The sequence below is a fragment of the Streptomyces sp. adm13(2018) genome (assembly GCF_008042145.1).
In the GTDB taxonomy this organism is placed as follows: domain Bacteria; phylum Actinomycetota; class Actinomycetes; order Streptomycetales; family Streptomycetaceae; genus Streptomyces.
In genome coordinates this window covers 1,802,193-1,824,717 of the sequence record NZ_RDBH01000129.1, presented here as the reverse complement: position 1 = coordinate 1,824,717, position 22,525 = coordinate 1,802,193, and the positions used below count along the sequence as shown (strand labels likewise).

Sequence of the window (22,525 nt, the reverse complement as noted above, 5' to 3'; positions counted from 1 at the left end):
GGCTTCCACGTGGTCGAGGTCCCGATCACCTTCGTCGAGCGCGAGATCGGCGACTCGAAGATGAGCCGGAACATCGTCGTCGAGGCGCTCTGGCGCGTCACCGGCTGGGGCCTGACCGCCCGGGCCGAGAAGGTCGGCAGGAAGCTCGGCCGCAAGACCTCCTGACCCCCGGACGGGGCGTCAGGGCAGCAGGGGCGGGCGGGGTTCGTCGGCCCGACGCGCGCCTTGGGCGGCGTCCTCGCGGATGACCTCGCCCTGGACGACCTTGCCGTCCGGGCGGTGCATGCGGGCCTGCTGGAAGGCGTCCTGGAGGCTGCCGGGAGGGGCCGCGGCCATCCGGCGCTCGGCGGCCCGGTCGGCGTACCGCCCGAGGACCGAGCGGACCGGCGGGATCAGCAGGAGCAGACCGAGGACGTCGGAGATCAGGCCGGGAAGCATCAGGAGCAGGCCGCCGAGCATCAAGAAGCCGTTGCGGTCCTCCGTGCCCGTCCGCTCGGGCGCCGGGGGCGCCGTGCCCGTCTGCGCGGCGGCCTGGGCCTGCTGGAAGGTCGACGTGAGGGTGCGGAAGGCCCGGCGGCCGGCCCGCTTGACGACGGCGGCACCGAGGACGATGCCGCCGACGAGCAGGGCGAAGACGGTCAGGCCGCCCGCCACGTCCGCCACCACCGTGAGCAGCCAGATCTCCAGGACCAGCCAGGCCGCGACGGCGAGCGGAAGGAAGGTACGCGCGCGTGAGCGCTTACGGGCGAGGGGAGGCGTTGCGCCGGTCGTCATGGTCCCCAGTGTGCCTGGCGCCCCGCCGGAACGTCGTAAAGGGAAGATCAGTGCGGGACGCCCCGTCCGGGGGTCAGGAGGTCTTGCGGCCGAGCTTCCTGCCGACCTTCTCGGCCCGGGCGGTCAGGCCCCAGCCGGTGACGCGCCAGAGCGCCTCGACGACGATGTTCCGGCTCATCTTCGAGTCGCCGATCTCGCGCTCGACGAAGGTGATCGGGACCTCGACCACGTGGAAGCCGGCGGCGACCGCGCGGCGGGCCAGGTCGACCTGGAAGCAGTAGCCCGCCGAGGCCACGTCCTCCAGGCCCAGGCCCTCCAGGGTCTCCTTGCGGAAGGCCCGGTAGCCGCCGGTGACGTCGCGGATCGGTACGTCGAGCATCATGCGCGAGTAGAGGCTGCCGCCGCGGGAGATGATCTCGCGGGACTTCGGCCAGTTCACGATGCGGCCGCCCGGCACCCAGCGGGAGCCGAGGACGAGGTCCGCGCCCTTGAGGGCGGTGAGCAGCCGCGGGAGCTCCTCGGGCTGGTGGGAGCCGTCGGCGTCCATCTCGACGAGGACGTCGTACCCGTGGTCGATGCCCCAGCGGAAGCCGGCCAGGTAGGCGGCGCCGAGCCCCTCCTTGCCCTTGCGGTGCAGGACGTGCACATGGTCGTCCTCGGACGCGATCTCGTCCGCGAACTTGCCCGTGCCGTCGGGGCTGTTGTCGTCGGCGACGAGGACGTGCGCCTCGGGTACGGACTCCCGCACCCGCGCGACGATCGGCTTGATGTTCTCCGCCTCGTTGTAGGTCGGAATGATCACCAAGGCCTTGCCGAGCGGGCCGTAACGCCTCTGGCCACCGTCGTTCACTACTGCCCCTTCGGATACATACGCAGGACCCCACCATAGCGAGGTCCCCGGAGTGCTCCGGCGCGGCGGGTCGACTGCGAGGGGCGGGACGTGCGGTGCGGGGCCCGTCGTCCTTCGGTCCGACCTGGGATCCGCTGGCGGCGGATCGACCGAGAGCCGTTGTCTACTGAACGTCCGGGCCCCACCCGGGTCGCACCTTCCGGCCGGAGAAACCTTCCCTCGCGGCCGCGGCGCGGGTGGCGTACGGCGAGTGCGGGGAGTCGCTGTCCGGTCGGACGTCCTGTGGTGGACGCGGTGAACCTACCCGTCCCGGACGGTCGACTGTCAACACCCGCTTGACCTGCGCAGATGCCGAGAAAGCCCAGGCCGGAGGGGAAGATCCGCAGGTCGGGGACAAGCGTGCGGGACGGTCTTCCCGGTGGGACATATCCCCACATCACTCGTTCGGCCGTACGAACACCGTCTGCCCGTGCACCACCGTCCGCAGGCACACGGGCAGCTCTGCTCCGGGGGACAGATCGGGCAGACCGGGCGTCCCGGAGCGGGGGTCGGTGGACCAGCGGGCCACCCGGTCGTCGGGTGCCTGGACGACGAGCTCCTCGGTGCGCCAGACCGCGTAGTCGGCGGGAGCGCCCGGCACCAGCGTGCCCGCGTCGTCCCGGCCCACGGCCCGCCAGCCGCCCCGGGTGTGGGCGGTGAAGGCGGCCCGGGCGGAGATCCGGTGCTCGGGGGTCCGGTGGAACGCGGCGGCGCGGACGGTGCCCCAGGGGTCGAGCGGTGTCACCGGGCTGTCCGAGCCGAAGGCCAGCGGCACTCCGGCGCGCAGCAGCGCCGCGTACGGGTTGAGGGTGCGGGCCCGCTCGACCCCAAGCCGGTCGGCGTACATGCCCTCCTCGCCGCCCCAGAAGGCGTCGAAGGCGGGCTGGACGGACGCGGTGAGGCCCAGCTCGGCGAAGGCGGCGATCGTCTCGGGGGTGAGCATCTCGACGTGCTCGACGCGGTGCCGGGCGGCCCGGACGCGGCCGAGGCCGAGCTTCTCCGCGGCGGCCCTGACGCCCTCCACGACGGCGGTCACGGCGGCGTCCCCGATGGCGTGGAAGCCGGCCTGGAGGCCCGCCTCGGTGCACGCCACCACGTGGAGGGCGATGGTGGCCGCGTCCAGGTGGGCGGCTCCCGTGTGCCCGGCGTCGGCGTGGTCGGCGTACGGCTCGTGCAGGCAGGCGGTGTGCGAGCCGAGGGAACCGTCGGCGAACAGGTCGCCGGCCGCGCCCAGGGCGCCGAGGGCGCGGGCGCGGGCGACGTCCAGGTCGGCCCAGTAGCCGACGACGCGGGGCCCGGCCTCGTCGCGGGCCAGGTCCAGGAGGCCGGTGAAGTCCTCCTCGGAGGAGATCCGGGGGCCTCCGCATTCGTGGAGGGTGCCGATGCCCAGGGCGGCGGCCCGGTTCCGGGCCGCGCGCTGCGCCTCGGTGCGCTGGCGGGCGGAGACGGCGCCGAAGGCGGCGGCCCGCACGGCGTGGTGGGCGTCGCCGGTGAGCGGCTGCCGACCCTCGTGGAAGCCGTCCAGGCCGCGGATGCCGGGCACGAGGTCGAGCAGCGCGGTGGTGACGACGGCCGAGTGGACGTCGATGCGGGTGAGGTAGAGCGGGCGGCCGCCGGTGAGTGCGTCGAGTTCGGCGCGGGTGAGCGGGCGGCGCTCGGGCCAGCGGGAGGCGTCCCAGCCGTGGCCGATGAGGATGCGGTCCTCGGGGCGGGCCTCGGCGTGCGCGCGGACCAGCTCCGCCGCATCGGCGAGCGAGGCGGCGGCCGACAGGTCGAGCCCGGTGAGGGCGAAGCCGGTGGCGGTGGTGTGGACGTGCGCGTCGACGAACGCGGGGGTGACGAGCGCGCCCTCCAGGTCCACCACCTCGTCCACGCCGGTGGCGAAGGCGTCGGCCGCCCCCTCGGAGCCGACCCAGGCGACGTGCCCGCGCTCCACCACCATGGCGGTGGCGAAGGGATCGGCGGGACTGTGGACCTCTCCACCGCGCAGCAGCACGGTGCGGTCTTCGGCGGAAGAGGCGGGGGGCGTGGACTCACTCATGCGACCAGGCTATGACCTGCCGGGACCCGGTTTGTCCGGCAGGTCCCCCTCGGGACAGACGCGCCGCTCCACGCGCGCGTGGAGCGGGGGCTCCGGCCGGGCGGACCCGCCGTCAGATGCGCGGGGGCCGGGCCTCGTACGGGGTGGAGAGGACGACGGTGGTGCGGCTGGAGACACCGGCCTGGGAGCGGAWCCGGCTGAGCAGGTGCTCCAGCTCCAGCGGGGTGGCGACGCGGACCTTGAGGATGTAGTTCTCGTCGCCGGCGACGCTGTGGCACGCCTCGATCTCGGGGATGTCGGCGAGGCGGTCGGGGGTGTCGTCGGGGGAGCTGGGGTCGAAGGGTTTGACCGAGATGAAGGCGGTCAGCGGCAGGCCGACGGCCTCCGGGTCCACGACGGCGGCGTAGCCGCGAATGACTCCGCGCTGCTCGAGGCGGCGGACGCGCTGATGTACCGCCGACGTGGACAGGCCCGTGGCCTTGCCCAGGTCGGTGTAGCTCATGCGCCCGTCCTTGACGAGCAACTCGACGATCTGACGATCCAGCTCCTCCATGCGGTGACCCTATTGCTCCCGGGGAGGTGCGGCACCGCCGGGGTCGACCGCAATCGGGCGGTATGGGTCATCCCGACGCGAGCACGGCCGGCATGTGACGAACGCCACAGATTCGTGTCCGACCTTGGGTACTGCCACACGATTATGCGGACGGCGGTATGGGAAGTGCTTGATGTGGTCGAGGCCGTACAGATCCGGCCGACCCACCCGAGGGGGAGATTCTCCATGCAGGAGCCTGTTGATTCGGTCGAGACGTCCGATGAGCTCGACGCGTACGACACCTTTGAGATGTTCCGGGTCATCTGCCCGGAGTGCGTGCAGCCGATCGCGCTGCTCGCGGACGAGGACGCGCTGCCGGAGCACGCGCTCTGCCCGACGCCGTGGAACCCCTTCGTCCTGACGGTCTGCCGGGGCACCGGCCTCGGGGCGGCCGAGGCCCGGCCGGCCGACGACACCCTGGAGGTCCAGGAGCAGGACACCGCCCTGCTCCTGACGCTCCCCCAGGGCCTCGACTGGCGCACGCAGCCCTTCTCGCACGTCGGCGGACCGGGCTCGCGCCCGATCCGGGTGACGCAGCTGCGGCGCGCGGCCTGAGGCAGGTCCGGACGGGGCCTCCGGGCCCCTCCGCTCACCAGTAGCGTCCCTGCACCATCGCCGCCAGGGTGGCGTGGTGCAGGATCAGCCCGTCGGGGTCGGCGGGCACCTCGACCTCGCCGAAGTGGGCCTGTCGGTAGGCGATCCTGAGCATGACGATCGCGTGCCGCAGCGCCGCGTAGAGGGTGTGGAACTCCATGTCGCGCGGGGTGTGCCCGGTCAGTTCGGCGTAGCGCCGTTCGACCGCGTCGCGCCGCAGGAGGTCCGGCAGTCCGGGCTGTCCGAAGCCGACGGTCAGGTCCTGGAAGAAGCGGTGCAGATAGACCGTCCAGCCGAGGTCCACCTCGCGCGGGACGCAGGCGGCCATCTCCCAGTCGAGGACGGCCGCGGGGGTGAATCCGTCGTAGACGATGTTCCCGATGCGCGCGTCGCCCCAGCCCAGGACGGCCGGTCCCTCGTCGGCCGGCCAGTGCGCCTCCAGCCAGTCGAAGGCCGACTCGATGAGCGGCGAGGGCGCGAGTCCCTCCACCACCCAGGCGTAGTAGGCGCGTTGGGCGTCGACATGACGACGCAGCGGGGTGCCGTGCCCGGGCGGCAGGAGGAACTCGGCCTCCTTCGCGGGGAACTGGTCGTGCAGCCGGGCGATCACGGCGACGGACTCGGCCTCCAGCAGGGCGCGTTCCCGGTCGGTGGCGTCGTGCAGCCAGTTCCCCTCGTACGTGTAGGGCATCACGTCCGGCGGGACCCGGCCCTCGGCGCGGGCCATCACGAAGAAGGGCGCGCCGAGCGGTCCGGGGTCCTCTTCCAGCCAGAGCACGCGCGGGACGGGGAGGTCGGTGTGCTCGCCGACCAGGCGCATGACCCGGTGCTGGCGGGCCATGTCGTAGACGGGGAAGACGGTGTACGCCTCGGGGTCGGCGGCCAGTCGCAGGGCGCAGCCGCGGACCGGCGCGTCGGGGTGGTCGAGTTCGAAGAGCAGGGTCTCGCTGGACATGCCGTTGGAACCGGGCACGGCGAGTCCGGTCACGCGGGCGCCCGGGAGCCGCCGGTCCAGCCAGCGGGTGAGCCGGCGGCCGAGCTCCTCGGGGTCGCGGGTGGTGGTGCGGGGGCGGGGCGCGGCGGTCACGGAGGTCTCCTCGGTGGGCTGTTCGGCGCGGCCGGCGGGCCGGGCGGTCAGGGGGCCGTCGCGGTGTGGTCGGCGAAGCCGCTGGGGTCGTGGCGGCCGAACGAGCCGTGTTCGAAGATGCCGTGGCCGGTGCGGCCGTCGAGGGTGAAGCGGGCGGCGTGGTCGGTGACGCCGTACGCCGCCATCGGGTGGGCGGCGGGGTCCGAGAGGTCGTAGACGCGCCGGTCGGTCCAGCCGCGGCCCTGCCAGGTGCCGTGCTGCCAGTCGGCACCCGTCCGTCACCGGGCACCGTGCGGCCCGGCTGGAGAAGGCCGTGGTCACGCTCGTCGGCCGCTCGTTGCGGCCGTCGGACGAACTCGTGGCGACCTGGGCCGAGAGCCTCGCCCGCCGCCTCGCCGGTGCACCCTTCCAGGCGGAAGACTGGGCACGCTTCTACGACGAGCTCGCCGGCTGCGTCGAGCGGCCCCGCTCCCTCCAGGGCCGCCGCATCCTCGTGGACGATGAGGGAAAGCTCCGCAAGTGCAACACGGCCGACGGCAGGACGCCCCGGCGCGCCACGGCCTTCTCCAGCCGGGCCGCACGGTGCCCGGTGACGGACGGGTGCACGAGTACGGCGTCCGCCTCCCTGGTCAGCCGGTCGGTAGTGAAGAGGGTCCGGTCCTTGTCATCCCACAGGCGGGTCTCTGCGAGGGAGTCCCACGACCGCCGGGAGCCGGGAGCCAAGGGGACGACCGGGGCCGTGCCGACCTCGTGTCCGAGCCGCTCGAAGGCCCGGGTCAGCCGGTCGGACATGGACGCGTCCCAGCTCAGCAGATCGGCGCAGAGGGTCGGTGGGAGCTCGACGGTCCCGGCGGAGCAGGCGAGGAGCGTCTCGGCACCGAGGACGGCCAGCTCGTCCAGGAGGAAGTCGTTGAGCGGGACCGTCTTCTCGAGGTCGACGCGGGCGAGCTTGGCGAAGAAGGGCGCGTTCACATGGGCCGGCAGGGGGGCAACGGCCTGCTCGCCCATCGGCAGGTGGGTGTAGAGGCGTCCTTCGGCCGGTCCGTCCCCAAGGGGAACCGCGAGGGTGACCCGGGCGTCTCCCTGCCAGTCGCGCCATCCCTCACTGATGTGGTCGCCGAGCACACTGCGCTCGATCGCGTCGCCGAACTCGTCCGCCGCCACCTGCCGGTCGAGGAGGACAAACGCATCTCCGTCGCCGACGGTCACCGTGCTGACCGTGAGCCGGTCGAGGACGGCGTCCACCCGCTCGGTCCGGACCAGGGTGCGCCGGGCGACCTCGCCGTCCTGCCTCTCCTCGATGGTGAGCGACCCGATGCGGCGCAGGAAGAGCAGCACCGGCGGGCCGGCGGACAGCGCGGTCAGCTGCTCGGCCGCCTCGGCCCGGGCCTCCTCGCTCTTGAGCGGCAGGCGCAGCACGGTCACGTATCCGTCGGCCGCGAAGCAGTTCACGGTGTCGGGGACGCCGTCGAGGGGCACGGGCAGACAGAGGTGGAAGACGTCGGCGGCCACCTCCGCCGCGAGGGTCGCGTCGCCGCCCAGGAAGTCCTTGAGCGAGGTCTCGTCGGCGAAGGTGAAGCGATAGCCGTCGAAGACCTGGCTTCCCTCCTCGGCGACCGAGTAGACCTGGGGTGCTCCGGTCAGCTGGAGAACGCTCTTGAAGCCGATCCCCTTGTTGCCGATGCCCTCCTCCGGTCGCTTGTCCGACTGTGCAATGTCGGTCATCGCGTCGAAGTTGCTGCGGCTGACGGGCCGCCCGGTGTTCGCCACGTACACCGCGCCGTGCGGGCCCTCGTCGTGGTCGAGCGTGATCAGGACCCTGCCCCCGGGGTCGTCGGCGTCATGCGCGTCGTGGGCGTTCTGAAGGAGCTCCACCAGGGCGCGGTGCTCGTAGTCGCGGACGGCCTGTTCGATGAGGTTCTTGAGGCTCCGGAACAGGTTCCAGCGATCCTTGGACTCCTGGTACGAAGCAATGCGGTCGCGCGTCTTCGCACGTACTTCGGCGCTGCGGTCCGGCATAGTCGTGTCCCCCTTTAGACGCGTTCGAGCGCACTGAACAGTACGGCGGTTGCGACCGCGGGGGCCACATGAAGGGGTACGAAGCCAGGGCGCCTGCCAGATGTCCTCGGTACGGGCTGCGGCGCGGCCCGCGGGCAGCACTGTGCTGCCATCCGTCTGGTCACTGGGAGTATGTGTGGGTGAGTGCTGATGTGTTGGGACGCTGGGTGCCAGCTCGTCCCGAGGACGTGGCCACGGTCTTCACCGAGGCGGACTTCCCGTGGTGGATTGCCGGTGGTTACGCGATCGAACTCGCGGTCGGACACGAGTTGCGGCCACACGGCGATCTCGACCTCCTGATTCTCCGGCGTGACCAGGTCCGCGCACGGGGCCTCCTGGCCAGCTGGGACCTTTACGTGGCGGACCCGCCCGGCCAGGGAAGGCTGAGAACGTGGCTTCCTGGAGAGGTTCTTCCGCAGCCACTGCACGACATCTGGTGCCGCCGCACGCCCGAGGCCCCCTGGTCCATCCAGCTCATGCTGGACGAGGCGGAGGGCACCCAATGGGTCTCGCGGCGTGACCCGGCAATCCGGCTCCCGATCGACCAGCTCGGGCGCACGAGCAAGACGGGCATCCCGTATCTCGCGCCCGAGGTCCAACTCTTCTACAAGGCCAAGGCGACCCGGAACAAGGACGAGGCCGACTTCGAAGCTGTACTGCCGCTGCTCGACGCTCCGGCGCGCGCCTGGTTGGCGGACGCGATCAACGTGATCGTGCCCGACCACCCCTGGCTTCGGCGGCTTCTACCTGTCAGCCGAACTTGAACAGAGGAACGTCGCAGAGGTCAGGTTCCGGTACCGAGTCACCGCGGGCAACACGCCCTCCGCAACAGGACTTGGCGCTGAGGAGGTGGCAAGTCCTGGTCACACACGTCGTGCTGGCGAAGATGAGGCACAGTCGCCCTCCTCGCACGTGTACTGGGCCGTAGCCCTTCGGACACTCCGTCAGGAGGCGTTCAGCAACTCACCAGTCTCCTCAGCACACCCCCACGACAGCGTGACGCCGGCGCCTCCGTGCCCGTAGTTATGTACGACCAGCCTGCCGTCCTCCTGTCGATCGGCCTCCACGCGGACCGTGGCCCGCGTTGGCCGAGCGCCGATCCGGTGCTCCAGAACACGTGCCTCGGCAAGACGAGGCTCGACCTTGGCGCAGCGGGCCAGGATGTCGGCCGCCGCACCGTCGTCGGAGGCGAGATCGCCCTCACCGTCGACGGCGGTGCCTCCCAGGACGACGGTGTCACCGTGCGGATAGAAGCACAGCAGGTCCGGCGAGAGACCTGTGTCCTCGGAGAAGAACTCGGTCAGACCCGGGTTGGTGACGACGACGTGCTGACCGCGGATGGGCCGAAGGTCCGGGTCTGGAACCAGGTCCTTGGCACCCAGTCCGGCGCAATTGACGATCACGGGGGCCATATCGGCGTCCGCGAGCGAGGTCAGGCGTCGCCGCTCAAACGTTCCTCCAACGGCATCAAGCCGACGCAGGAGGTAGTCGAGGTAGGTGGGCATGTCGATCAGCGGCACGGTGAACCGGTACCCGGCGGTGAACCCGGCCGGAAGCTCGGTCTGCTTGCACGGCCGGAAGCCTGGCAGAGTGATAGCCCAGTCCGGTGGCGCCTCGGCCGTGCGGGACGCCTCAATGCCGCTGGTCAGCCTGACACCCGTCGACGGGTCCTCCGCCAGCTCGCGGAAGATCTCCAGGGACCGCTGCCCCCACTGGTCGACCTTGTCCTTCGGTTCGACCAGGTACGGCCCCCACATCGCCCCCGCCGCCAGCGACGTGACGCCGGGCACCTGCTCGGCGATCACGTGCACCGAAGCACCAGCCTCGGCGAGAAGGACGGCGGTGGTGAGCCCTGCCACCCCAGCCCCGACAACGACAACGCGCTCCCCTGCGGTCATGATCCCGACCCTAACGGCCAGGTGGCGTCGACGGGGCGTGTTCGGCGAGGGCGTGTTCCAGGACCGGCAGGAAGCTGCGCACGTGGGAATTACGCTGTCGGCGCCGCAGGTCTGCGGCGAGCTGGTGGAGCAGGGCCGCACTGCGAGGCGAGCGCACGGCATCGAGGCGGTCGGCGGCGATCTGACCGATCTCGCACGCGGCCTCCAGGTCCCCGTGGGCGCTGTGCCCCAGGGCCAGCCAGGCCCCTTCGAACATGGCCCTGCGCTGACTGGGGTCGCCTCGCGGGACGTCGTACGCTCCGGAACGAAGCATCTCCGCCCCTTGGGCGAGGAACCGCCGTCCCCTCGTTCCACCGTCCTCCTTCAGCTGCGCGCGGCCCATCTGAATGAGGCCGTACCCCGCCTGGCAGTCCAGGTGGTTGTCGGTGAGGAAGTACATCCAGCGAGGCTCCTCCTGGCTGCCGTCCCGGCTGGCGATCAGCTCGCGGGCGGCCCCGCGAGTGTGGGCGAAGTCGTTGTCGCGGCCAGCGGCGGCGTACGCGTAGGCGAGCCGCGACAGGACGGATGCCCGGACGACGGGCGGGGCAGCGTCGCTGGCGCGGCGGGCAGCCTCGCCGAGGGCGATGGCGTCCGCGGGGTGACCCCGGCTCGCCGCCTGAAAAGAGAGGTCGCCGAGGATGTGGGCGCAAAGAGGCAGGTCGTTGACCTGGTGCGCTGCCCGCAGCGCGGTGGCGAAGTAGCGCTGCGCCAAGCCGTGATCGGCGGCGTCGAAGGCCATCCAGCCGGCCAGCTGGCCGATCTCCGCGAGCGCGCGGATGAGGCGGCTCGCAACGGCGGGAGCGTGACCGCCTTCTCGGATCAGCAGCCCGACCGCGCGGAACTGGGCACCCACGTATGGGAGGTGACGTGCCCCTCCGTGTTCGTCGTCAAGCGCGGAGAGCATGGGCAGGTGCTGTTCGACCTGGTCCACAAGCGGATCCGCACCTACGGACGGCGTGATCCGGGGCGCGTACTGGCCGCGTCCCGCAGTGCCATCGAGGTACTGGGCGACGATCGCGAGAAGCCCCGCGCCCGAGATCGCGAGGAACCGGCGTCGGTCGACGAGCCCTCCCATCACCCAGTCCTCCACGATCGCCTCCATACCCTGCACGGTCCAGGGCCCTGCGAGATCCGTGTCCGCAGGAACGAGCGCCGAGGAGTCGCCCACGCGGCCCTGCCAGAGTTCGGCCACCGAGACAGGTCTACCCAGTTCCTGGGAAAGCACATAGGCGGCCATCATCGGTAACGGCGAGCGCGGCAGCGAGCCGGCGTCCCGCCAGTGGTATGGCGCCGACTCGGCCACCGTCCCCGCGCCGAAGACCCTGTTGAGCTTCCGAGCAAGCGCCTTGGGGCTCCATCCGAGTTCATCCAGGCACCCTGCCAGTGCGTCGTTGGGTTGCCCTGCCTGCGGTGCCACGTGCGACCACCTCTTGCCCCAGTGGTTCATCCATCACTTCTCGCGCTCCCTCATGTTGACGCCTTCGGACGGTTGATTCACCTGCTTCTCAAGGAAGTTGACCGAGTTGACCCGTTGATCGGGTCCTGCGCGACCCCCCGCCTCCGGTGTTCTTAGATCCCGGCGGAAGGCGCCGCCCTCGGTGCCGACGGAAATGAGGTGGACCTTGAGACACCGCACGAGCACCTCCCGAAGCCGTCTCGGCAGTGTGCTGGACCACGACACCGAGCGTCCGGCCCGCGTCCCGGCGTTCGGGCACACCGACGGCGCCGCCGTGATCACGTTGATCACGGATCTGCCGTACGGGCCAAAGGCGGCCGAAGTCGCCCGGGAGGCTGTGACGGTCGCACTCCACGGCGCCGAGGCTGACTTGCTTGATGACGCCCGCCTGATCACGTCGGAGCTCGCGACGAACGCGTTCGCCTCGGGCAGGCCGCCTCTGGTCCTGTGCGTCGACCGCTGGAGTCAGACCGCCGGTGGCCTGGAGGTCGAGATCACGATCACCGACGGCGGCTGTTCTGACCCCGCGCCCTCCTCTCCTCCGGCTGCTGAGGAGGAGGCCGAGTCAGGACGAGGGCTGGTCATCGTCGAGGCCTTGGCCGATGCCTGGTCGCTGACGACCGGTACTGACGGAACCCGTGCTTGGTGCCGACTCACGCGCGGGTTCCATCTCTCGCTCGACAGCGCCCATTGATGTCCACACCCGCGACACCCCGTCTTCGAAGGAGGCACCACACGATGCGCATCGATCATGCGACTCCACCACTCCCGCCCATGGACGTACCGCAGGCGGCCCGTCGGCCCCGTGTCGTCGTCGCCCTCCACGAGGGCTTCTACGGCGCGGAGTCGGGCACCGGCTTCAGCAACCGAGCCTTCCTCACGGCTCTGGCCCGTCTGCTGCCGCCGGGCCGCCTCTCCGTGATCGCCCCGCACGTTCCGGAGAGCGCGGGAGCGCACGACCGACGGTGGGCCAGCGAGGTCCAGCAGATGCTGCGACAGGCCAAGGCCGACGTGATCACGATCCCGGAGGTCCATCCGGCGCCGGACTCGGTCCACGGCTCCGTGCAGCTGTGCGACCTGGCAGGCGAGGCAGTCGTACGCATCGCTGATCGAGCGAGCCGGTGCCTTCTCATCGGCCTCGACATCCCGTTCCTCGGGCTGGCCCCCTACACGTCGCCGGCCATGGACCTGCTTCTCGTGCCCCGCTCCACGACCGCACTGACGCGACCCAAGGACATGTCCCGAGTCCGCTGGGAGCGCGACGCTCTGCGGGCGGCGACCGTCCGAGGCGGGCGGATCGGCGCCATCTCCTCCCATATGCGCGGCCACCTCATCGTCAGCTACGCCGTCCCCCGGGGAAGCATCGTGAGCGTCCCGAACGGGCTGATCCAGGAGGAGATGGCCCGGCCGACGAGCGCGCCGCCCCTGCCTTTCAAGGCACGCGCCGGATTCCTGCTCGCCATGGGCCGTGCCGTGCCTACGAAGGGCTTCGACGACCTCCTGGAGGCGTTGCACCTCCTCAAGGAGCGCGGGGTCCGAGCTCCGCACCTGGTCCTGGCGGCTGTGACTTCGGAGGAGCACGAGCGCCCCACCTCGTATCAGGAGGACGTGGCAGCGCGCATCCGTGCCTACGGCCTGGACGCGACCCTGATCACGCGCTTCACCCCCGCGATCCGCGCCTGGCTGCACAACCCTGCCCTGCGCGCGGTCGTCGTTCCTTCCCGAGAGGAACCCTTCGGTCGCATCCCCCTGGAGGCGTTCGCGGCAGGTGCTGGCCCGGTGGTGGCTACCACGGCCGGCGGGCTGGCCCAGACCGTCGTCGAGGGTGAGACCGGCTTCACCGCCGCACCGCGGGACGCCAGGTCTCTGGCCTCCGCACTGCACCGCGCCCTGACCGTCCTGCCCCGAGAGCGCGACCGGCTCCGGAGCGCCGGGGCGGCCCTGGTGCGCTCGCGCCACGACTACGAGGCGAGCATCGGTTCCGTCGTCGAACGCATCGCTCCTTGGGCTCTCGCGCCAGCGTCCAGCGCGGAGGGCCGAGCGCGATGAACCGGCCGGTGGTGTTGATCAGTCTGGAGTCCCCGCACTCCTTCTGGCGGCTGTCCGCCGAGCACGAGCGGGCGCTGTCCGCCGCCTTCCCCGGTGTCGAGTTCCGTACGGCGACCGAGGAGGCCGTGCCGCACCAGCTCGCCGAGGCACACGTCTACTTCGGCTGGACGTTCAAACCGTCGTGGCTGTTCGGCGCGCCTCATCTGAGGTGGATCGCGTCCCCGGCCGCCGGCACCGACCATCTGCCCGTCGCCGAGGCCCACTCCGTCGGGGTGGCTCTGACCCGCTCGTACGGGTTCCACGGCAGGCCCATGGCCGAGCACGCCATGGGCCTGGTCCTGGGTTTCTCACGCGGGTTGTTCATGAGCCAGCTCGCCCAGCGGAACCGGACCTGGTGGAAGGACGACCTGGCCGAGGAGTTCTTCGACCTGGCGGGGGCGACGATGACCATCGTCGGCTGCGGCAGCATCGGCGGACACCTCGCTCGTGCGTCCCGCTCCTTCGGCATGGACGTCATCGGCGTACGGCAGTCGCCGCCGGTGACCGCCGAGGGTGGGATCACGTGGATGCACACGTCGGCGGTACACCAGGCGGTCGCCGTCGCCGACGTGGTGGTCGATCTACTGCCCGCCACCCGGGCCACCGACCGCTTCTTCGAACACGACCTCTTCACGGCCTTCAAGCCGAAGTCCGTCTTCCTCAACCTCGGCCGCGCGGCGACCGTCGACCAGGCGGCCCTCCTGGCCGCCCTCAACGCCGGCCGCCTTCGCGGCGCCGCCCTGGACGTCTTCGACCCGAAACCGCTGCCTGCCCGCCATCCGCTGCGGCTCCACCCCCGGGTCGTCCTCACGCCGAAGAGCTCCACGCTCAGCCGCACGTACATGAACGAGGCGGTCGCGTTCTTCGCCGACAACCTGCGCCGCTACCTCACCGACCAGCCGCTTAACGGCCTGGCCGAGGTACCCGTTGCCCGCTCTCCCTTCGTAGGAGGCTGACCGATGCCCACCACGCGCCACCACGACCTCGCCGCCGCCTTCGCCAAGACCGGCCGCAACCACCCCTACCTGGCCTTCACCCTGAACTCGCTCTGCAACCTGGACTGCGTGTTCTGCAAGCCACGCTGCATGCCGGACTACGGGCACAAGGACCGTCCCCTGACCGCCTCCGACTATGCGGCCATCGCCGCCGAGGCCGGCGCCTGGAAGATCAGGAAGGCGCACTGCTCCGGCGGCGAGCCGACCCTCCGGGCGGACATCCTCGACGTGATCGCGGGCCTCGCCGACGGCCTCGGGCCCGACGCCGCGATCGGCATGACCAGCCACGGCAACCTGCGCCGCGGCCTGAGCGTCGAGAAGCTCCACCACGCTGGCCTGACGTACCTCAACCTCAGCCTCCACAGCCTCGACCCCGACCGATCCGCCGAGATCATGGGCGGCGGCGACCCACGCATCACCCGGCGCACCCTCGACACCGCCCTCGCCCTCGGCCTGCGCGTGAAGATCAACTGTGTTCTCCAGCGCACCTACCTGGACGATGCCTTCGCCGTGGCCGAGCTCGCCCGCGACCTGCCCATCGCTGTCCGCCTGATTGAGCTCCAGAACATCGGCCCCGCGCAGGCGCTGTTCGAGGCCGAGTTCATCAGCGAGGCGGAGGTCCGCGACCGCCTCCACGAGTGGTTCGCGAACGCCGGCGAGGTCGGCAGGGACGAGCTCGGGGTGCGCAGCCCCGGGCAGTACCTCCGCCCGGACGGCTGGGCGGGCTCGATCGGTTTCATCTCCAACTCCAGTTGTGCCACCTGCTCCGACGCCAACCGCATCAAGATCACGCCCACGGGCGTAGCCCGCCCTTGCATCCTCCACAACCGCGACATCCCCCTGAAGCCCCACCTCGTCGACGGCACCCTCGGCGATGCCTTCGCGCACCTCTTCCAGGCAATGCTCGACCGCAACACCAACGACGCGTGGCAGGGCTTCCACTACGTCGACTACGACCTGCGCTGGGACCGGATGGAGCGCCCCGAAGGCACCCCGGTCCTGCCCCTGCTCCCCCTCCTCAACACGAGCGCGGCCCAGCCCGCTTGCGCCCGCGCCTCCGCTGGAGAGCGGTGATGGTCATGGTCGAGGCGCCGCCCCTGTACCCGGGACTCGGAGCGCTGTACGAACGCGAGCTGGACGCCCACGGCGTCGGCGCGGTGATGCTCACCCACAAGTGGCAGCCGGCCGACCTGCTGGCTCCCCACTCCGACATCGACGTACGGGTCCTCCTCCCCCAGGCCCCGGCCGACTGGGAGGAGTGGAACCACCGCCTGGCTGCCGCGCACACCTCTGCGGTCGGCCGGGAGGTCTCCCATCGGCGTCTCCTGGAGCACCCGCCCGGCTTCGCCTTCACTGTGGCCGAGGCGGACGAACGACTCGTCTCCGCGCCCGAGCTCGCGACCTGGTCGCTGATCAGCGGGAGCGCCCGGGACTTCCAGCGCTGGAAGTCCCGAGCCCAGATGGCTCAGTGGTGCGAGGTGGACGAGCGGTTCTACCGGGGAATCCTCCAGGCCCGGCTGGGCGGCCGGTACCAGCTGGCGGCGGACAGCACCGACAACGTGGTTGCAGACATCGCCGCCTACCGGCGCCACTGCGTGGCCTGGCACTACCTCGCCCCGTGCTGGTTCGCCGCAGCCGCGCTCGCGACACGGACCCGATGCCCAGGCAAGACGGCCGCCCTCACGCAGTGGCGTCCGGGCGGGCTGGACGGGTACGCCGAGCTGTTCCTCGGGCACGCCGAAGACCGATCCGACGCCCCTCCCCGCAGCCCGCGTCACCTCCTCCGCACGGCCCATGTCGCTTTGGAGGCGGCCATGCGGCGCGTGCCCGACGCGAACCGCCCCGCGGGCCAGGGCGAGGAGCCCGCCCGTACCGACTGGGTGATGGCCGCCGGAATGCTTCGCGTACGCGTCGCCCGCTGGCTGTACTACCTCGACCCACCGCCCGGCGTGGCAACCGACTACCTGATCCGGCGCGAGGCGAAGGAACTCCGAGCCGCCGCGCAGGCCCTGAACGTGCTCGCGGCGGGCGAGGCCGCTTCCGCCCAGCGGCTGGCCGCCCGGATGGCGACGCTGATCCCCACCGGACCGACCACCGCCGGCACCCTGCGCGCGACCCTCGCGCTCTGGCACCGGCAGAAGTCCACCGTGCAGGACTTCCTCAGCCTCACCCCCGCTGACGTCCATCCCTGACACAAGGAGTCCAGCCATGCACGCGCGTGCGCCCCTGCCCCGCGCCCTGAAGACGGCGAAGATCAAGATCACGACGAAGTGCAACCGCTCCTGCGACTTCTGCATCTTCGCCGACGGCGCCCAGGGCGAAAACATGTCCATGGAGCTGTTCTCCACCATCCTGGCCCGGCTGGAGACCATCCCCTTTCAGCAGCTGCACATCAACGGCGGCGAGCCCACCGTGCACCGGGACTTCCCCGCCCTCAGCGACGCGGCCCGCACCCGCCTGCCCGACAAGGTCATGGTCCTGGGCACGAACGCCATCACCTTGGCCCGCAACAAGCGGATCATGGAGGCCACCCTCCGCTCGTACGACCAGGTCCTCATCGGCTGCGACGACGAGCACGAGAACTACGACGAGGTCCACGCCGTCGTGCCCCGCCTTCGCGAGGCCGGCAAGACCGTGGTCATCAACAGCGTCCTGGAAGGCATCAGTTCCTCCCGCCTCACGCAGCTCGCGAGGCTGTGCGACAGGTACGGAGCCATCCACGTCACCAACCACGTGCACCACGTCGACGTCGGTCAGCCGGCGAACGAGCTGCGCGGCATCTGCGACCGCTACCTCGACCAGCACCTGATGATCGAGATGGACGGATCCTGCTACCGCTGCTTCAACGCCATGGCGAAGGACGACAGCGAATTCAGCATCTGGGACGAGGACTTCGCGGCCAAGGTGTTCGCGCCCCGCGGCCACCACTTCCGGTTCTGCCTGCGCTGCCACGAGTACGCCGACTCCGGCACCGCCCTCCTCCCCGTCCCGGCCCTCACCGTCTGACCCCAGACCGGAGGTACACCACCATGCCCGCAGTCCTCGGACTGAACTTCCACCACGACACCAGCGCCGCCTTAGTCGTCGACGGCCGCCTCTACGCGGCCGAGGAGGAACGCTGGAGCGGCGTCAAGCACAACCACCCCACCCGCAAGGGCACGCTCACCGCCCCGACCCGCGCGCTCCAGTGGTGCCTGGAGGCCGCAGGCCTCGAACCGCAGGACATCGACGCCGTCTGGGCCGCCTCTATGCGCCCCAACCCCGCCGCCGGCTGGTGGTTGGCCGAGGAGCGAGACGAACTCGCCGCCCTCCTGCCCGCCCCTCTCGGCGAACACCTCCGTCTCCTCTCCCACCACACGGCCCACGTGCTCTCCGGCTACCTGCTCTCCGGCCACGACCACGCGGCCGGCCTCGTCATCGACGCCGGCGGATCCTCCCTCGGCTCCGACTTCGGCCCGGGCCGGGAGCGCATCACTGGGTACGACCTGCGCCCCGATCGCATCGACCGCCTCCACCAGGGCATGCCGACCGTCGTGCCCAGCCCGGCCGGCCCCCGGCGCGTTCACTCCTCCCTCGGGCACTTCTATCGGAACCTCGCGCGGCGGGTGATCCCGCCCGGCGACGAGCCCGAGGGCAGCATGATGGCGCTCGCGGCCTTCGGCGATCCCCAGCGCTACGGGATGCAGATCCGCGAGCTGGTCCGGCTCGGCGACGACGGCGAGGTCCGCATCGATCACCCCTGGGGCTCGGCAGACAGCAGTACACCGCTGCTGCTCGCGGGCCGGGCCTGGACCGCCGACAACGTCGCCGACCAGCCGGACCACAAGCGGGCCGACCTGGCCGCCGCCGTCCAGGAGGTCTTCGCCGAGTCGGTCGTCCACACCGCCCGCCACCTGCAACGGCTCACCAAAGCCTCGACGTTGGTGTTCTCCGGCGGGTGCGCCCTGAACTCCCACCTCAACGGCCAGCTGGCCGCCGACAGCGGCTTCGACACCCTCTTCGTGGCGCCAGCGCCACACGACGCGGGCACCGCCGTGGGCGCCGCGCTGTACGGCTGGCACTACCAGCTCGGCCAGGAGCGGTTCCCTGTGCCGACCGACGCGGCCTGGGGCCCGCACCCGGGCGCCCTGCCGGCAACTGCGGTGCCGACCGGGTACCGCGCGCTGACCGGCCTCGGCCCGGGTCTGGCGCCCACGGTGGCCACGCTCCTCGCGGAACACCACATCGTCGGCTGGGTGCAGGGACAGCTCGAATTCGGGCCGCGAGCCCTCGGCCATCGCTCGATCCTCGCCCACCCCGGCCACGCCACCACGCGCGACCGGCTTAATGCGATCAAGAAGCGAGCCTCATACCGCCCCTTCGCGCCGGCGGTCCTCGCCGAGCACGCCACGGAGTGGTTCATGTCGGCGGGCGACCCCTTCATGAACCGCGTCGCCCGCGTCCGCCGATGCCGAGCGGACCGCATCGCCGCGGTCACCCACCACGACGGCACCGCCCGCGTGCAGTCCGTCGCCGCCGACCACCAGGGTCTGCACGGGCTCCTGGAGCAGTTCCACGAGCGCACCGGACTGCCGCTGCTGCTGAACACCTCCTTCAACCGCAAGGGCACCCCGATCCTGCGGACCGCCGAGCAGGCTGTGGCAGCGGCGGCGGACCTGAGCCTCGACGCCCTAGGGGTCGGCGACACCCTGCTCCTCGCCGACCATGTGCCCGACCCCCGTGCCACGGCCCTCCGTACGAGGTGAGGCGGATGAACCCCATCGACCTGGACCACGTCCTGACCGCGCTCGGCGCCGCCGCCTGGGGCACGGACGAGCAGTCCCGCGCCCGCGTCGCCGGCGCCCTCGCGCTCACGGTGTACGACGGCCGCACCCGCGACCAGGGCACCCCGTACCTGGAACACCCGCTGGCCGTCGTCACGCTCCTGCGCACCGAGATCAGGGTCAGCCACGCCGAGACCCTGCTCCTCGCCCTCCTCCACGACGCCCTGGAGGTCGCCCCCGAATCGGAGGCGCTGCTCATCCAGCACGTCGGCGCCCCGTTCACCGGTCGCCTGCGGGCGATGACGGCCGACCACCGCCTCGAACAGCGCCCCAAGGCCGTCGGCGACGAGACCCGCTGGCGCTTCAAGCAGGCCGCGCTCCCACCCGAGGACCTCCTCGTCCGGCTCGCCGATCGCCTCCACAACCTGCACGATCTCGCCGCCTCGCCCAACCTCGACCGGCGCCGACGCTTCCTCCAGAGCCTGGAGGACTTCTACCTCCCGCTCGCCGAAGCCGCCCGTGGCCTCAGCCCCCAGCTGGAGGCCATGCACGCGCTGCTCCACGCCGAGTACGTCCAACTACAACAGGAGGTACGTCCGTGAAGCGGGTCGTCTACTCGATGGAGCCGGTCGGCCGAACCGGCGGCCGGGTCTACCTGCGGATGCTCCACGAGGCGACGGCCGACGACGTGGAGTGGCGCACGGTCCCGGACCACAAGCGCACCTACCGCGTCCGCCGCTGGCGCAAGCTCCGCCACCTCGCCCGCCTGGCCCCCACGGTCCGGGCGCTGGACAACGCCAGCGGAACCTTCGTGTGGGACGACCTGAGTCTGCTGCTCTTTACCCGCGAGATGCGGGCCCGCACGGTGTTCCTCCTGCACCACTACGAGCCGCTGCAGCACGACTCCGCCCCGGTGGAGGCCATGCTCTGGGAGCACCTGTTTCGGGTGCTGCCGCAGTGCGCCGCCGTGGTGTGCGTCGCCCCGTACTGGGCGGACTTCCTCCGGGCCCGAGGCGTCCGCGACGTACGGGTGATCTACAACGCCTTCGACATGACAGAGGTCGAGCGAGCACGTGGCTTCGACCGAGCCGAGTGCCGTGCGGAGTTCGGACTGCCCTCGGACGTGATCGGCGTCTACGCAGGCAAGGCCGTGCACTGGAAGGGCATCGAGAAGGTCTCGACAGCGCTGGCGGACGCTCCCGGGCTGCGGGTGATCACCAGCGGCAGCAACACCATCGGCTTCAACGGCGCGCACTACGACGTGGAGCGCGAGCGGTACCTGCGGCTGCTGTGCGCCTGTGACGTCGGTGTTTTCGTCCCCCAGATGCGGGAGGGCTGGAGCCGCTGCGCGGCCGAGGCCCTACTGCTCGGCCTGCCCTGCCTCATCCGCCCGGTGGCCGGCCTGGGCGACCTCGCCGCGCTGACCGGCCAGCCGACCCCGGACCTCGGCCGCCTGCCGGCGCAGGTCCGGGAGCGCGCGACGGCGCGCCAGACCGAGACCAAGGCCGCGTACGAGGCCCTGGCCAGGTTCGATCTGAACTACTTCGGCAACGCCTGGGGCGACCTCCTCGCGAAGGTCGCCTGACCAGCGGCTACGCCTGAGCGGCCAGCTTCTTGGCTGCGGCGTCCAGACGGGCGAGCACGCGGTCCCGGCCGAGCAGCTCCATGGACTCGAACAGCGGAAGTCCGATCGTCCGGCCGGTGACCGCGACCCGAATGGGTGCCTGGGCCTTGCCCAGCTTGAGGCCGTGCTTCTCGCCGACGGCGAGGAGGACGGCCTTGAGGTCGTCCGCCTTCCAGTCCGCGACGGTGGCCAGCTCGGTGCGGACGTCCGACAGGATGTCGCCGGCGCCCGCCTTCATCGCCTTGTTCCACGACGCCTCGTCCTCGACCGGCTCGTCGAGGAACAGGAAGTCCACGTAGCTGGTGATCTCCGACAGCAGCGCGATCCGCGTCTGGGCCAGCGGAGCCACAGTCTCGAGCACGTCCTTGTCGAACGCCTCCGGCTGCCACGGCGCGTACGGGGCGACGAGCCACGGGGCGCAGGCGGCGGCGAACTGCTCCGGCGCCAGGGCGCGGATGTAGTCGCCGTTGAACGCCGTCAGCTTCTTCACGTCGAAGAAGGCCGGCGCGGTGTTGACGTCCTCGATCCGGAAGAGCTGCTCCAGCTCCTCGTGCGGCATGATCTCCCGGTCGTCGCCGGGACCCCAGCCGAGAAGCATGAGGTAGTTCACCATCGCCTCGGGGAGGAAGCCCTCGGCGAGGTAGTCCTCCAGCGCGACCTTGTCGCGGCGCTTCGAGAGCTTCTGGCGCTTCTCGTTCACGATCACCGGCAGGTGGGCCCACACCGGCGGCTTCGAGCCGAGCGCCTCCCACAGCAGCTGCTGCTTCGGCGTGTTCGACAGATGCTCCTCGCCCCGGATGACCTGTGTGATGCCCTCGTCCAGGTCGTCGACCACGTTCGCGATCAGGAAGACCGGGGACCCATCACCGCGAGCGATCACGAAGTCCTCGATCGCGCTGTTCGGGAACGCCGGCTCCCCGCGAATGAGGTCGACCACGACGGTCTCGCCCTCGTCCGGCGTCCGGAACCGCAGCGCCCGGCCTTCCTCGAAGGCAAGCCCCCGGTCCCGACAGAACCCGTCGTACCCGAGGTGATCCGAGCCCGTTCGCTCCTTCAGCTGCTCCCGGGTGCAGTCGCAGTAGTACGCACGCCCGGCCGCGAAGAGCTGCTGGGCCGCTTCCCGGTGGCGGTCGGCGTTGTGCGACTGGAAGTAAGGCCCCTCGAAGGCCGCGTCCTCGCCGTGGATGCCGATCGCCGCGAGCGCGTTGATGATCCCGTCGATCCACTCCGGCTTGTTCCGGGCCGCGTCGGTGTCCTCGATCCGCAGCACGAACGTGCCGCCGGACTGTCGCGCAACCGCCCAGTTGTAGAGAGCGGACCGTGCACCACCGACATGGAACATGCCGGTCGGAGACGGGGCGAAACGAACGCGAACCGGAGCAGTAGACATGCGCTCCAGGGTACCGACGCCGAACGCCCCCTCCGGACCACCCCGCCCGCCCTCGCACCATCGTTTTCCAGCCTTCCTCGCCTCCTACTCGTGCGCTTCCTTCCACCTCTTACATCGGTCATCGATTCCTTGCCCCAGGGCCGTTCACCGCACCAAGTGACAGCAGCGAGGCACGTGATTCCAGAGCACAAGGTGATCAAGAGATCATCGCGCTGTGATGAACGCCTCCGCTCGCGG

21 protein-coding genes and 2 pseudogenes are annotated in these 22,525 nt (G+C 71.1%); 12 read left to right on the top strand and 11 right to left on the bottom strand.

Features of this window, described 5'->3' with window-relative positions; genetic code table 11:
* Positions 1-165 (top strand): annotated as a pseudogene (locus EAO70_RS39495) (dolichol-phosphate mannosyltransferase); the annotation flags it as partial.
* Between the two features lie 15 nt (positions 166-180).
* On the opposite strand, the gene fxsA reads toward EAO70_RS39495, so the two are convergent.
* From fxsA to EAO70_RS25165, 4 genes are all read right to left on the bottom strand, one after another.
* The gene (fxsA, locus tag EAO70_RS25180; RefSeq protein ID WP_148005035.1) at positions 181-774 is read right to left on the bottom strand and encodes an FxsA family membrane protein; all 594 of its coding nucleotides are present in this window, start codon (positions 772-774) and stop codon (positions 181-183) included.
* 73 nt (positions 775-847) lie between these two features.
* Positions 848-1,624: a polyprenol monophosphomannose synthase gene (locus tag EAO70_RS25175; RefSeq protein WP_148005034.1), complete on the bottom strand. Its 777-nt coding sequence runs from the start codon at positions 1,622-1,624 to the stop codon at positions 848-850.
* Positions 1,625-2,060: 436 nt separating this feature from the next.
* Positions 2,061-3,704: an amidohydrolase gene (locus EAO70_RS25170; protein ID WP_148005033.1), complete on the bottom strand. Its 1,644-nt coding sequence runs from the start codon at positions 3,702-3,704 to the stop codon at positions 2,061-2,063.
* 112 nt (positions 3,705-3,816) lie between these two features.
* Complete coding sequence (locus EAO70_RS25165; protein ID WP_148005032.1) at positions 3,817-4,257, bottom strand: Lrp/AsnC family transcriptional regulator; 441 nt, start codon at positions 4,255-4,257, stop codon at positions 3,817-3,819.
* Between the two features lie 225 nt (positions 4,258-4,482).
* Between EAO70_RS25165 and EAO70_RS25160 the strand changes: the two genes are divergently transcribed.
* The gene (locus EAO70_RS25160; protein WP_148005031.1) at positions 4,483-4,851 is read left to right on the top strand and encodes a hypothetical protein; all 369 of its coding nucleotides are present in this window, start codon (positions 4,483-4,485) and stop codon (positions 4,849-4,851) included.
* Between the two features lie 34 nt (positions 4,852-4,885).
* On the opposite strand, the gene EAO70_RS25155 is transcribed toward EAO70_RS25160, so the two are convergent.
* From EAO70_RS25155 to EAO70_RS25145, 3 genes and pseudogenes are all read right to left on the bottom strand, one after another.
* On the bottom strand, positions 4,886-5,977 hold the full coding sequence (locus tag EAO70_RS25155; RefSeq protein WP_148005030.1) for a phosphotransferase family protein: 1,092 nt from the start codon (positions 5,975-5,977) through the stop codon (positions 4,886-4,888).
* Between the two features lie 47 nt (positions 5,978-6,024).
* A pseudogene (locus EAO70_RS25150) lies at positions 6,025-6,243 on the bottom strand (hypothetical protein); the annotation flags it as partial.
* Between the two features lie 166 nt (positions 6,244-6,409).
* A complete protein-coding gene (locus EAO70_RS25145) occupies positions 6,410-7,996 on the bottom strand; it encodes a sacsin N-terminal ATP-binding-like domain-containing protein (RefSeq protein ID WP_148005029.1) in 1,587 nt (528 codons plus the stop codon).
* 179 nt (positions 7,997-8,175) lie between these two features.
* Here EAO70_RS25145 and EAO70_RS25140 point away from each other — a divergent pair, with 179 nt between their 5' ends.
* On the top strand, positions 8,176-8,799 hold the full coding sequence (locus tag EAO70_RS25140) for a nucleotidyltransferase domain-containing protein (protein WP_148005028.1): 624 nt from the start codon (positions 8,176-8,178) through the stop codon (positions 8,797-8,799).
* Positions 8,800-8,979: 180 nt separating this feature from the next.
* Here the strand turns inward: EAO70_RS25140 and EAO70_RS25135 are convergent, their stop codons facing one another.
* The 3 genes from EAO70_RS25135 to EAO70_RS39490 are packed head-to-tail and all read right to left on the bottom strand — an operon-like array spanning position 8,980 to position 11,719.
* Positions 8,980-9,933 (bottom strand): FAD-dependent oxidoreductase, encoded by a 954-nt coding sequence (locus EAO70_RS25135; protein ID WP_148005027.1) that lies wholly within the window; start codon positions 9,931-9,933, stop codon positions 8,980-8,982.
* Positions 9,934-9,943: 10 nt separating this feature from the next.
* On the bottom strand, positions 9,944-11,389 hold the full coding sequence (locus EAO70_RS25130) for a carph-isopro domain-containing protein (RefSeq protein WP_148005026.1): 1,446 nt from the start codon (positions 11,387-11,389) through the stop codon (positions 9,944-9,946).
* Between the two features lie 33 nt (positions 11,390-11,422).
* On the bottom strand, positions 11,423-11,719 hold the full coding sequence (locus EAO70_RS39490; protein ID WP_261993018.1) for a hypothetical protein: 297 nt from the start codon (positions 11,717-11,719) through the stop codon (positions 11,423-11,425).
* On the opposite strand from EAO70_RS39490, the gene EAO70_RS25125 reads away from it, so the two are divergent.
* The 9 genes from EAO70_RS25125 to EAO70_RS25085 are packed head-to-tail and all read left to right on the top strand — an operon-like array spanning position 11,703 to position 20,859.
* Entirely contained in the window at positions 11,703-12,122 is a 420-nt protein-coding gene (locus tag EAO70_RS25125; RefSeq protein ID WP_261993017.1) for an ATP-binding protein, read from the top strand. The genes EAO70_RS39490 and EAO70_RS25125 overlap by 17 nt on opposite strands.
* Positions 12,123-12,166: 44 nt before the next feature.
* Positions 12,167-13,477, top strand: a complete 1,311-nt coding sequence (locus EAO70_RS25120; RefSeq protein WP_148005025.1) for a glycosyltransferase family 4 protein — start codon at positions 12,167-12,169, stop codon at positions 13,475-13,477.
* Positions 13,474-14,472 carry a D-2-hydroxyacid dehydrogenase gene (locus tag EAO70_RS25115; RefSeq protein ID WP_148005024.1) on the top strand — a complete coding sequence of 333 codons (999 nt, stop codon included), beginning with the start codon at positions 13,474-13,476 and terminating at the stop codon, positions 14,470-14,472. The genes EAO70_RS25120 and EAO70_RS25115 overlap by 4 nt, the downstream gene beginning before the upstream one ends.
* Positions 14,473-14,475: 3 nt before the next feature.
* Positions 14,476-15,585: a radical SAM protein gene (locus EAO70_RS25110; RefSeq protein ID WP_148005023.1), complete on the top strand. Its 1,110-nt coding sequence runs from the start codon at positions 14,476-14,478 to the stop codon at positions 15,583-15,585.
* Positions 15,585-16,703 (top strand): hypothetical protein, encoded by a 1,119-nt coding sequence (locus EAO70_RS25105; protein WP_148005022.1) that lies wholly within the window; start codon positions 15,585-15,587, stop codon positions 16,701-16,703. The genes EAO70_RS25110 and EAO70_RS25105 overlap by 1 nt, the downstream gene beginning before the upstream one ends.
* A gap of 16 nt (positions 16,704-16,719) precedes the next feature.
* On the top strand, positions 16,720-17,517 hold the full coding sequence (locus EAO70_RS25100) for a radical SAM protein (protein ID WP_148005021.1): 798 nt from the start codon (positions 16,720-16,722) through the stop codon (positions 17,515-17,517).
* A 23-nt stretch (positions 17,518-17,540) separates the two neighbouring features.
* Positions 17,541-19,256 carry a carbamoyltransferase C-terminal domain-containing protein gene (locus EAO70_RS25095; RefSeq protein ID WP_148005020.1) on the top strand — a complete coding sequence of 572 codons (1,716 nt, stop codon included), beginning with the start codon at positions 17,541-17,543 and terminating at the stop codon, positions 19,254-19,256.
* Between the two features lie 5 nt (positions 19,257-19,261).
* Positions 19,262-19,876, top strand: coding sequence for an HD domain-containing protein (locus tag EAO70_RS25090; protein WP_148005019.1), 615 nt, complete (start codon positions 19,262-19,264; stop codon positions 19,874-19,876).
* On the top strand, positions 19,873-20,859 hold the full coding sequence (locus tag EAO70_RS25085) for a glycosyltransferase (protein WP_148005018.1): 987 nt from the start codon (positions 19,873-19,875) through the stop codon (positions 20,857-20,859). Before EAO70_RS25090 ends, EAO70_RS25085 begins: the two co-directional genes overlap by 4 nt.
* A 7-nt stretch (positions 20,860-20,866) precedes the next feature.
* On the opposite strand, the gene gltX is transcribed toward EAO70_RS25085, so the two are convergent.
* Positions 20,867-22,240 carry a glutamate--tRNA ligase gene (gltX, locus tag EAO70_RS25080; protein ID WP_261993054.1) on the bottom strand — a complete coding sequence of 458 codons (1,374 nt, stop codon included), beginning with the start codon at positions 22,238-22,240 and terminating at the stop codon, positions 20,867-20,869.
* Positions 22,241-22,525: the final 285 nt, after the last annotated feature.